This is a genomic window from Pseudomonas sp. HMSC066A08 (genome assembly GCF_001813025.1).
GTDB lineage: Bacteria > Pseudomonadota > Gammaproteobacteria > Pseudomonadales > Pseudomonadaceae > Pseudomonas > Pseudomonas aeruginosa.
Window position 1 is genome coordinate 1 of the sequence record NZ_KV811199.1, and the last position, 10,436, is coordinate 10,436.

Annotated in this window: 15 protein-coding genes; 13 read left to right on the forward strand and 2 right to left on the reverse strand. The window is 58.0% G+C overall.

The window, feature by feature from the left end; genetic code table 11:
• The first annotated feature begins 563 nt into the window (after window positions 1-563).
• The 4 genes from msrB (at window position 564) to HMPREF2886_RS01630 (ending at window position 3,358) form a co-directional block, all read left to right on the forward strand.
• Entirely contained in the window at window positions 564-1,007 is a 444-nt protein-coding gene (gene msrB, locus HMPREF2886_RS01615) for a peptide-methionine (R)-S-oxide reductase MsrB (protein ID WP_023294903.1), read from the forward strand.
• Window position 1,008: 1 nt separating this feature from the next.
• Window positions 1,009-1,548 (forward strand): peptide-methionine (S)-S-oxide reductase MsrA, encoded by a 540-nt coding sequence (gene msrA / locus HMPREF2886_RS01620; RefSeq protein WP_003464967.1) that lies wholly within the window; start codon window positions 1,009-1,011, stop codon window positions 1,546-1,548.
• 140 nt (window positions 1,549-1,688) lie between these two features.
• Entirely contained in the window at window positions 1,689-2,393 is a 705-nt protein-coding gene (locus HMPREF2886_RS01625) for a glutathione S-transferase N-terminal domain-containing protein (protein ID WP_003464969.1), read from the forward strand.
• Window positions 2,390-3,358, forward strand: coding sequence for a magnesium and cobalt transport protein CorA (locus tag HMPREF2886_RS01630; protein ID WP_003464971.1), 969 nt, complete (start codon window positions 2,390-2,392; stop codon window positions 3,356-3,358). The genes HMPREF2886_RS01625 and HMPREF2886_RS01630 overlap by 4 nt, the downstream gene beginning before the upstream one ends.
• Before the next feature lie 204 nt (window positions 3,359-3,562).
• Here HMPREF2886_RS01630 and HMPREF2886_RS34690 read toward each other — a convergent pair whose 3' ends face one another.
• On the reverse strand, window positions 3,563-3,730 hold the full coding sequence (locus tag HMPREF2886_RS34690; protein WP_016487060.1) for a hypothetical protein: 168 nt from the start codon (window positions 3,728-3,730) through the stop codon (window positions 3,563-3,565).
• A 75-nt stretch (window positions 3,731-3,805) separates the two neighbouring features.
• On the opposite strand from HMPREF2886_RS34690, the gene HMPREF2886_RS01635 reads away from it, so the two are divergent.
• From HMPREF2886_RS01635 to HMPREF2886_RS01645, 3 genes are all read left to right on the forward strand, one after another.
• Complete coding sequence (locus HMPREF2886_RS01635) at window positions 3,806-4,819, forward strand: zinc-binding alcohol dehydrogenase family protein (protein WP_002118279.1); 1,014 nt, start codon at window positions 3,806-3,808, stop codon at window positions 4,817-4,819.
• Window positions 4,820-4,891: 72 nt separating this feature from the next.
• On the forward strand, window positions 4,892-5,323 hold the full coding sequence (locus HMPREF2886_RS01640; protein ID WP_005006001.1) for a GlcG/HbpS family heme-binding protein: 432 nt from the start codon (window positions 4,892-4,894) through the stop codon (window positions 5,321-5,323).
• A 58-nt stretch (window positions 5,324-5,381) separates the two neighbouring features.
• A complete protein-coding gene (locus HMPREF2886_RS01645) occupies window positions 5,382-5,675 on the forward strand; it encodes a DUF1330 domain-containing protein (protein ID WP_003464978.1) in 294 nt (97 codons plus the stop codon).
• A 325-nt stretch (window positions 5,676-6,000) separates the two neighbouring features.
• On the opposite strand, the gene HMPREF2886_RS01650 is transcribed toward HMPREF2886_RS01645, so the two are convergent.
• Window positions 6,001-6,471: a TlpA family protein disulfide reductase gene (locus HMPREF2886_RS01650; RefSeq protein WP_003464979.1), complete on the reverse strand. Its 471-nt coding sequence runs from the start codon at window positions 6,469-6,471 to the stop codon at window positions 6,001-6,003.
• A gap of 467 nt (window positions 6,472-6,938) precedes the next feature.
• Between HMPREF2886_RS01650 and HMPREF2886_RS01655 the strand changes: the two genes are divergently transcribed.
• From HMPREF2886_RS01655 to istA, 6 genes are all read left to right on the forward strand, one after another.
• Window positions 6,939-7,541 carry a sulfite oxidase-like oxidoreductase gene (locus tag HMPREF2886_RS01655; protein WP_003464980.1) on the forward strand — a complete coding sequence of 201 codons (603 nt, stop codon included), beginning with the start codon at window positions 6,939-6,941 and terminating at the stop codon, window positions 7,539-7,541.
• Window positions 7,534-8,280: a ferredoxin reductase gene (locus HMPREF2886_RS01660; RefSeq protein WP_002118292.1), complete on the forward strand. Its 747-nt coding sequence runs from the start codon at window positions 7,534-7,536 to the stop codon at window positions 8,278-8,280. The genes HMPREF2886_RS01655 and HMPREF2886_RS01660 overlap by 8 nt, the downstream gene beginning before the upstream one ends.
• 453 nt (window positions 8,281-8,733) lie before the next feature.
• A complete protein-coding gene (gene grxC, locus HMPREF2886_RS01665) occupies window positions 8,734-9,006 on the forward strand; it encodes a glutaredoxin 3 (RefSeq protein ID WP_005005995.1) in 273 nt (90 codons plus the stop codon).
• A gap of 67 nt (window positions 9,007-9,073) precedes the next feature.
• The gene (locus HMPREF2886_RS01670; RefSeq protein ID WP_003464986.1) at window positions 9,074-9,355 is read left to right on the forward strand and encodes a DUF427 domain-containing protein; all 282 of its coding nucleotides are present in this window, start codon (window positions 9,074-9,076) and stop codon (window positions 9,353-9,355) included.
• A gap of 169 nt (window positions 9,356-9,524) precedes the next feature.
• A complete protein-coding gene (locus tag HMPREF2886_RS01675; RefSeq protein WP_070746644.1) occupies window positions 9,525-9,791 on the forward strand; it encodes a hypothetical protein in 267 nt (88 codons plus the stop codon).
• A gap of 84 nt (window positions 9,792-9,875) precedes the next feature.
• A partial coding sequence (istA, locus tag HMPREF2886_RS01680; protein WP_256562477.1) for an IS21 family transposase occupies window positions 9,876-10,436 on the forward strand: 561 nt, incomplete at its 3' end.

Here is a 10,436-nt window from a genome sequence, read left to right on the forward strand (position 1 = left end):
GCGTAAGGGCGGCCAGGAACCGGAGGACGATGAGCCGTTCTGATTTCATGGCGACGACGGCCTGCTACATGGCTGCGTGTGGCAGGTCTTAAACAACTGAACTGGGCTAGCGAAGGAGTGGGGGCAACAGCAGCTGCGCTGGTAGACTTATCCACAGTTGCTGGTAACAAAATCAGCAATCCGCCCTGGGTCAAATTTCAATCGGCAGGGTGGGTCAATTTTCCATCAGCGCCAACACACTAAGCAACCATCAGAAAATTTTGACTGTACGCCAAAAAATTCGCATCTACCAGCATCTAAACAGGCGTTGTTGATTATCATAAAACACTGACACTGTATTATATAATCGTGCTTTTGTGTTATTTTTTTAATATTTACTGATTACGTACTTGCTTAACCACTCAGTTGCGCTATAATTAATAGACGCGAAATTTAAATCTCTAATTTTCCAACACTTAGTAAAACCTCGTTTGCCATCCCACTACCATTGTAGGAGCAAATCAGGAGACATAAAAAATTAGCGGTAGCGTGCCTGGCCCTCTAGATAAGTATTGGAGACTGTAATGAAGTTTGAAAAGTCACAGACAGCAATCGACCACCTGACTCCCGAGCAACACCGAATTACCCAGGAGGCGGGCACCGAAAGGCCCTTCACGGGCGAGTACAACGACAACAAGGAGCCTGGCATCTACGTCGACATAGTGTCGGGAGAGCCACTGTTCGCTTCGACGGACAAGTTCGATTCGGGTACTGGCTGGCCCAGCTTCACCAAGCCGATCGTTTCGGCAAACGTGAAGGAGGTGCGGGACAGCGCACACGGCATGGTCCGGACGGAGGTCAGGTCAGTACACGCAGACAGTCATCTCGGCCATGTGTTCCCCGATGGTCCTTCCGACCGCGGCGGTCTGCGGTACTGCATCAACTCAGCGTCCCTTCGCTTCATCCCGCGCGACGAGATGGAGTCCGAGGGATACGGTGAATATCTCGATCAAGTAGAGGAGGCTTAACATGCATCAGCGCGCTGTTCTCGCAGGAGGATGTTTCTGGGGCATGCAGGATCTGATCCGCAAGCGGCCCGGCATCATCTCGACCCGTGTGGGTTACACGGGCGGCGATATTCCGAACGCCACGTATCGTAATCACGGCACGCATGCCGAGGGGATCGAGATTGTCTTCGACCCGACAGTGACGAGCTACCGGAACATCCTGGAATTCTTCTTCCAGATCCACGATCCGACGACGCTGAACCGCCAGGGCAATGATCGTGGGCTCTCCTACCGGTCGGGCATCTATTATGTCGACGAGGAGCAGAAGCGCGTCGCCGAGGATACGATCGCCGATGTGGATGCCTCGGGGCTGTGGGATGGCAAAGTGGTGACCGAGGTCCAGCCGGTCGGCGAGTTCTGGGAGGCCGAGCCCGATCACCAGGATTATCTGGAGAAGCGCCCGGGCGGCTACACCTGCCACTTCGTCCGTCCCGGCTGGGTGCTTCCGAAGCGCCAAAAGGTTGACGACGTACAGCCAGCGGCCGGGACCGCGGCGGAATAGGCTTCACTGCCGTTGCCACTGCGCCGATCCGGTCCGCAATCTTCGTGACCGCGTCGTTCAGCGACGCGGTCATCGAACCCTACTTCAGAGTGACGGCTCGTTCCAGTCAGTCGCCATCGCAACACCAGGATCGCAGATTTATGCCAGACCTCTCGTCCTTTCCGATCACGCAGCGCTGGCCGGCATCTCATCCCGATCGCCTGCAACTCTACGCAGCCCCTACGCCCAATGGCGTCAAGGTCTCGATCATGCTTGAGGAGACTGGCCTGGCGTACGAGCCCCACCTGATCGACATCTCGAACAACGAGTCGAAGGATCCGGCGTTCGTGTCGCTGAACCCGAACGGACGCATACCGGCGATCATCGATCCGGCTGGCCCTGACGGTAGACCCATCGCCTTATGGGAATCCGGTGCGATCCTCCTCTATCTGGCCGACAAGACGGGTCAGTTCATCTCCACCGAACCAGGCCAGCGTTACGAGACCCTAGCGTGGGTGTTCTTTCAGATGTCGGCCATCGGGCCGATGTTCGGTCAGCTCGGCTTCTTCCTGCGATTTGGCGGCAAGGACTATGAGGACAAGCGGCCGCAACAGCGCTTTATCGACGAATCCACGCGTCTGCTGGGGATTCTGGATCGCCGGCTGGAAGGCCGCGACTGGATCGTCGACGACTATTCGATCGCGGACATCGCGACGCTCGGCTGGGTGAATGCGCTGGTGGAATTCTACGCTGCGGGTGACATCCTTGGCCTCAGCAGCTTTTCGAACGTCCGCGCATGGCTTGGACGCGGGCTGGCTCGACCGGCCGTCCAGCGTGGCCTCCACATTCCCGCGAGGCCAGCATGAGCATCATCGCCGCCTATTATTACAACGAAGGCAAGCGAGTTCGCGAAATCGCGCTCGATGAGCACGTCAAGTTGGGCGAGAGTCGCTCGGGCTTCTGCTGGATCGCGCTTAGCGAACCCACCCCCGAGGAACTACTCGCGATCCAAAGGACATATAATCTTCATCCGTTGGCGATCGACAACGCGATGCACCCGCTGTGCCCGCCCAAGCTCGAGGTCTACAACGATGAGTTGTACGTCGTCGCGCAGACCGCCGAGCTGGTCGGCGACCGGATCAGCTACGGCAAGATGGCGATCTTCACCGGTCACAATCACCTTATCACCGTGCGGCACGGCAATGCCGGAGCGCTGGGCAAACTTCGGGAGCAACTCGAGGCATCGCCGACGCAGTTCGGCAAGGGTGTCGACTATGTGCTGCACGCGATCTTGCATCGCGTGGTCGACCAGTATCTGCCCATCTTCGAAATGATCGAGGACGACGTCCTGGCGATGGAGCGACGGTCGCTGCACGATTTCCTCGGGCCAGAAGAGGTGGCGCGAATCTTCGAACTAAGGTCCGAACTCACGCGGTTCCAGCGCACGCTCGGGGCTATGGCCGAGCTGGTGCGAAAGCTCGTTCGCGGCCACTTTCCCTGCATCAGCGCCGAAATGACACCATATTTCCACGACGTCGCGGACCATGTCCACCGCGTGCAGTCCATGGTCGACGGCCTCCTGCTTGTCCTGTCCACGGTCTTTGAGGCCAGCAGCCTTCTTGAAGCGCAAAGGACGGGGGTGATCACCCGCCAGCTGGCGGCTTGGGCGGCAATACTGGCAGTCCCGACGGCGATCGCTGGAATATACGGCATGAACTTTAAGCACATGCCGGAGCTGGACACGGCCTACGGATACTTTGTCGTGCTCGGAGTGATAGCGATATCGTGCGTTTTCCTATTTGTGCGCTTCAAGAAGGCTAAGTGGCTGTGAATACTGCCCATCGTTTTCTTCGCCGTCATCTGACGGTTACAGCGGGCCTTATACGGAAGCTTGTCCAATCCAACTCAAGATGAAGGTGCGTCCATGACATAGCAGCTGACCGACGCTCTACAAGCAGTTCAGTCCTTCATCGCCAAGGGCTAAGACCGCGAATAGCGCGTCAAGGACAGCAATCTCGTCGATCTCGAGCCAGGATCAACCATCGGTCCGTGCGGCATCTGCGTCGACGCGGCGTTTCGCCTCGGAAGCGGTGATGATGGCGATAACGCCTCCACCCTCTACGCGATCACCGATCCGGCGACCGAGCATAAGGGCCTGTTGATCGACGTGTTCGATGAAATCTGCTACCGCGACCCAGTTCAAGAGTCGGGACCTCAATGTAGAAGAAGTTGACTAACGAGCATTCGCGTCATCCGATCAAGCAAGCTGGAGACATTTATGAAAGCCATTGGTTACAAGGTTCCGGGACCCATCGCCGCGGATGCCGCGCTGGTCGACATCAATCTGCCTCGGCCTGTCGCTGCAGGATACGATATCCTGGTTGAGGTGAAGGCCGTCTCGGTCAACCCGGTCGACTACAAGGTCCGCAACAGCACGCCGCCGGCAGATGGCGATTGGAAGGTGCTGGGATGGGATGCCGCCGGGATTGTGCGCGAGGTCGGCCCCGACGTCACGCAGTTCGAGTTAGGCGACGAGGTCTATTATGCCGGATCGATCACACGGCCCGGTACCAATGCGGAGTTCCATCTCGTCGACGCCCGGATTGTCGGTCACAAACCTGCGTCGCTCTCCTGGGCGGAAGCGGCGGCGCTGCCGCTGACGACGTTGACGGCCTGGGAGGCGATGTTCGACCGCCTGGACGTGGCGAAGCCCGTACCCGGTGCGGCGGAGGCGATCCTCATCATCGGTGGCGCGGGCGGGGTTGGGTCGATCGCCGTCCAGATCGCGCGACAGCGCACGGACCTCACCGTCATCGCCACAGCCTCTCGACCGGAAACCCAAGAGTGGGTAAGAGGGCTTGGAGCTCACCACGTCATCGACCATTCTCGTCCGCTCGCGCCACAGATCGCCGAACTCGGCATCGGTGCTCCCGCTTTCGTCTTTTCGACCACACATACCGAGCAACATGTCGCCGACATCGCCGAACTGATCGCCCCACAAGGACGGTTCGGACTGATCGACGATCCCAAGGCATTCGATATCATGGTTTTCAAGCGCAAGGCGGTGTCGATCCACCACGAGCTGATGTTCACGCGGTCGATCTACGGCACGCCCGACATGAATGAGCAGGGCGAGATTCTGGATGCGATGGCAGCGCTGGTTGACGACGGCAAAATCCGCACGACGCTGACCCGGCGACTGTCGCCGATCAATGCCGCCAATCTGAAGACGGTGCATGCACTGATCGAAAGTGGCGCGGCTAAAGGCAAGATCGTCCTCGAAGGCTTCTAACGACCGCGATCGCCAAACATCTTGTCCAACCTCAAAAAGCCGAACGGGTTATGCCCCAGCGATGAGAATCCCATGACCAAATCTATTGCCACCGCCTCGATCAACCGCGAAACCGCAGTCGCCCTCATCGACGCGGCGCTCGCTGCGGCCCGTGCCATCGGCATCCCGGCTGCCGTCGCCGTCGTCGACGCCACCGGTAACCTGCGCGCGTTCGAGCGCACCGACGATGCGCCGTTCCTTACCGTCGATGTTGCCATCGACAAGGCCTGGAGTTCCGCCTCGTTTGGGTTCCCGACCCATGTCTGGAACGACTATGTGACCAACGATCCAAAAGTGGCGCCGCTAGCCTATCGCCCTCGGATGGTCGCTGTCGGCGGCGGTTATCCGATTCTGGAGGATGGGAAGTTGATCGGCGGCATAGGCATCTCCGGAGGCAACTATCAGCAGGATCAGGATGCGTGCGTCGAGGCACTCATGAAAATCGGGTTCCAGTTGCCAGCCTGACGACTGTGAGGCCATCACCGGTGGTAATGGCCAACAGATCCAACCTTTGAGAGGCCTAATGATGGAAGCGTTCGTCGTCTTTACGCGGGAAGAAACCAGCGACCCACATGCACTCGCAACCTATTCTGCAGGCGTCGGACCATCGTTCGATGGTCACGACGTTACCTTTCTCGCCGCTTATGGCGCGATCCAGCATTTGGAGGGGCCGCCCATCGAAGGGGCCGTAATCTTGCGTTTCCCGACGATGCAGGCCGCTCGCGACTGGTATGACAGTCCCGCCTACCAAACCATCGCTGCTCATCGCTTTGCCGGTTCCCGTTACCGCGCCTTTATCATTGAAGGGCGGCGGTGACATACCGACAGAAGCACTTCGGCGCTGACCACGAGGTATCGGCGTGTGAACTCGCATCTTGGGAATCTGTGGGGGGGACCAAGACAGCGGCGCTAGGGGCTCATATCGTCGATCGGATCAGAGAGTTGCTCGGCGAGAATGGGTTATCTATTGCCGAGCTGACGGAGCGGAGCCGCCCTCTCCCAACGGATTGATTCAATCGTTGACGCTCCTCCTATCCGGATCCGGGTTTTCGCACGCTGATCAACAGAGTTACAGCGCGCAACGCCTGTAGTGGGCATCAGGGGATGGGTGGCAATCAGGATGATTGCCCACCTTCCAACGATTAACCTTGCTCAAGTTGCTTCACTAGTCGCTCCGCGTCGAGATGGAAGTCCGAGAAAACAATGCTACCGCCAGCGTCGATAACCGTAAACCACGGAGTTCCTCGTGTGCGGTAGTCTTCCATGAAGGTTGGAAACGGCGAGCCGGTCGGTTGCTCGTCGTGACCGAAAACGATAGGAAGCTCATACTTGAGCTGGTTCACGCGCAACTTCTCGAAGGTATTCTCATGCGTTCCTTCGAAGACGGTCTGGATCACTGCGAACCCCACGTCTTTTGAGCTCAACGCTGCATGCAACTTTTGTAGCGTCGGAAACCCATGCAAATGGCAACCTTGGCACCAATGCTGGAAGGCAAACAAGATTTTCGGGCCGGGCCCGATATCTGACAGTTTGAACGGCGCGATACTTTCCCCATCTTTGCCAATCCATTTTTGCACCCGCAGCTCAGGCGCTTGTCGTTCGATCTCGTTCATCTGATCCTCCAACCCCGATACAGAAGCTTAGTGGATGATCGCGCGTCGCGACGGTGCGCGAACGTCCGACCTTATTTTCCCTATTTCCTGAAGCCAGAATAGATCAGATCGACATTTCGTCCTTAATATACTCAAGCTGCCGGCGAGCGCGAACTGGGCAACCATGCGCTGGTGAGCCTTGAGCTTTGCACGCTGCCCATCCGTTTGAGAGCGAACCTGCAACTTCCGCTCCGCATACCGCAGATCAGCGTACGCAGCCTTGGGGTTATCTACCCTATAGCCATTGGGTATTGGGAATCATGCTGGCCTGACGCTATGTTCGATACGCGATTTTTTACGATGATAGAGCATCTGTATCTGATTTTTAGTCGATTGGCTTATTCGGCGGATGTGCGGGCAAATGCTTTACGCAGAGTACTGAAATGAAGGCCGGCTTCGGTCTGCCGTATCGAGCAAGAGGGGTCACTATGGTCACCAGAGGTTTCACCGGTCGCGGTTCAGGCGACCAGTCCGATCGGATTCCGCCAGGTCAGCATCTGGTGGAGGATTTCCCTGTTCTGTCGGCCGGCCCTACGCCGAGGGTAGAGCCCTCCGACTGGAAATTCACAGTCAAAATTGGTCCGAAGCCCGTCAAAACGTGGAATTGGGGCGAATTCAACACTCTACCAAAGACCCAGGTGACAAAGGATATTCACTGCGTCACCTCTTGGTCCAAACTGGATACCGTTTGGGAGGGTGTACTCATTGAAGACATCCTTGCAGATGCAGAGCTTGATCGGCCTACCGATTTCGTCTTGGCGCACTGCTACGATAATTATTCGACAAACGTCCCTCTGACGGATCTGCTTTCCGGGAAAGCGATGGTCGCCCTCAGTTATGCGGGCAAGCCACTTTCCCGCGATCATGGGGGGCCGGCGCGTCTTCTAGTGCCGCACCTTTACTTCTGGAAATCCGCCAAATGGGTGAATGCGCTGCAATTCACGACGCGTGACGAGGCCGGCTTTTGGGAGCTGCACGGCTATCACATCTACGGCGATCCGTGGCGCGAACAACGATACACCCATGACTGAAAACGAAGCGCAAGTCCGTTCGTGGCAATCATGCGTGATCGACGACATCATCCAGCAAACACCGAGTATCAAGAGCTTCTTCCTTCGGTTGAGCAAGCCGTTCGCGCACACCGCAGGTCAGCACGTCGATATCCGGCTGACCGCGCCCGACGGCTACAGTGCAATGCGCAGCTACTCGATCGCGTCATCGGCAGTTTCGACCCCGATCGTCGAGATAGCTATCGAGCGCATGCCGGATGCCGAAGTTTCGCCGTTTTTTCACGACATCGCGGCGATTGGTGACGAAATCGAAGTTCGCGGTCCGCTCGGTGGCCATTTCCTTTGGCCTGAGCCTGCCATAGATCCGGTTCTGTTGATCGGGGGAGGCTCCGGCCTCGTGCCGTTGATGGCAATGATCCGGCAGCGCCGCGCATTGGCCCAAGCCGTTCCGACAGCGTTGCTCCTGTCCGCACGAACCGCCGAGGACGTTCTCTTCTCAGAAGAACTTCATTGCATCGAAATCAGCGATCCGGCGTTCGTCCTGGCGCTCGCGATTACGCGCGAGAAACCGGTTCGCGCATCGGACTTTGCGCGACGGATCGACGGCATGATGGTCCAAGAAATTCTAACCAGGCTTCAGGGAAAGCCGACGCAAGTGTTCGTCTGCGGGTCTAACGGATTCGTCAACATCGCAACCGATAGCGCGCTGCTGGCGGGCTTGGACGCCTCCATCATCAAGACGGAGCGCTACGGGGGCTAGCGGCGCGAGCTATCTCACGTCGCGCCGATCGTAGACGTGCGCCCTGGGAAGCTTTGGCGATCAACGTGAACCGTTTTGCCGAACACAGTCTTCGTACCCCCCGGCCTCTAGAACGCCTTCGCTCGCGATACCTGGCTCGACATCAAGCTCAATTTGAAAGTTCCTGCACTATCCGTCGTCCTGATATGCTCGACCAGCATGATGGGCGATTCGAGCGGGACCGCTTCCGTCCCAATCGAGGCTCGGTTACCTTAGAGCATCGGCTCGGCGCTACAGGAGGCGCGTGCGGCCTCTGCCTGGCGGTGAAAGCACTTTGGGCCATGTCGCCTGGATAGCGGCCAATCGTCAGCATCTGCTCCGATGTCGGCCAAGGTGCAGTCGCCATCTTTGAACGCCGCGAATTGGAGATCAACGCCATGACAGCGATCCGCGTGCAACTGCCGGAGATGCAATATGACAACTGATGTATTGCTGTACACCACGAATTGGTGCCCGTTCTGCCGCCGAGCGAAGGCGCTCCTCAAGGAAAAGGGCGTGCGATGGAAGGAGCTCGATATTGAGGCGGATCCGGCTCACCGGCAGGCCATGGCGGAAGCGTCGGGGCGAAGCTCCGTGCCGCAGATCTTCATCAATGGCACCCTTATCGGTGGCTCCGATGAGCTATTCGCGCTCGATGTCAGAGGCGAGCTCGACAAACTTCTCGGGCGCAACCCGCCTGCCACCTGAGGAGGTGCGGCTTGGGGCAGCCAGCCCGCGAGCCTTCGCCGGTTGATGAATACAAAAGGAGAGTCCGTTGGTCTCAGCCATCTGGAAAGACACTACTATCGCCACAAGCGACGAAACAGTCATCGTCGAGGGAAATCACTACTTCCCACCGTCAGGAGTCGACCTGAGCCTGCTTGAGATGAGCCCGCACACATCTGTCTGTCCGATCAAAGGCGCCGCGCGCTTCTTTCATGTTCGCGCGGGTGACGCGCTCAACGTGAACGCCGCTTGGACCTATCCCGCCCCCACTCCGGATGCCGAGGGTATCCGGGATTACATCGCTTTCTGGAAAGGCGTGGACGTTGCCTAGCAGACTGGACGGACGACTTCGCTGATAGCCATGCGGGCGCCGACATCTCAATTATCCTGCCCACCCCGGGCCTCGTCGGCTGCAGGAATCTGCCCGGCACCTTAGCGCGACCCGGCACTGGCGGTCTCGCACCCGCCGCGCCTCTGTTCTATCAATAAGGATGGATGACATGGAGCATTCCGAGTTCGATGCCGCTTTCGCGAAGCTTGCGGAGGGATACAGAGAAGGGACTTATGAAGGCCGGCGTTTCAGCTTGATCGTCCGGCGATCTGGGGACGGACGTCGCAACAGTCTGTTCGCCAGGGAGTTGGACGGGACTGACATTGTCAGCTTCAACCTCTTCCGCGTTACATCAGATAGGACATTGTTGAAGCCGTGCGAAATGTCCGCCGAAAAGGTCGTAGCTGTTGCCGCTGACCGAAAACTGACCCAGTAGAGGCTGTTCTGCCGACTGAAAACTGACCCAGGTGTTCAACTGCTTCTGCTCAATTTTTGAGCAGGAGAACACAGGGTGATCAGTATGGAAATGATGGGCAAAATCCGCCGGATGTATTTCCGCGACAAGCTGTCGCTGCATGAGATAGCCAAGCGCACCGGGTTGGCGCGCAACACGATTCGCAAGTGGGTCAGAGCACCTGAGGCCAAGCCGCCGGTCTACCAACGCCGCGCGATCTTTAACAAACTCAGCCCTTTTCACGCCACGCTAGAGCAGGCGCTAAAAGCCGATTCTCTGCGCCCCAAGCAACAGCGGCGCAGTGCCAAGGCGCTGTTGGCGCAAATCAAAGCCGATGGTTATGACGGTGGCTACAGCCAGCTCACCGCGTTTATCCGTGCCTGGCTAGGGGGACAGGGCAAGGCGTCGCAGGCCTTTGTGCCGCTGACCTTTGCTCTTGGCGAGGCGTTTCAGTTTGACTGGAGCGAGGAAGGCTTGCTGGTCGGCGGCATTTACCGGCGTATGCAGGTGGCACATCTGAAGCTGTGTGCCAGCCGTGCGTTCTGGCTTGTGGCGTATCCGAGCCAGGGCCATGAGATGTTATTTGACGCCCATACACGCTCGTTCGGCTCCTTGGGCGGCGTGCCG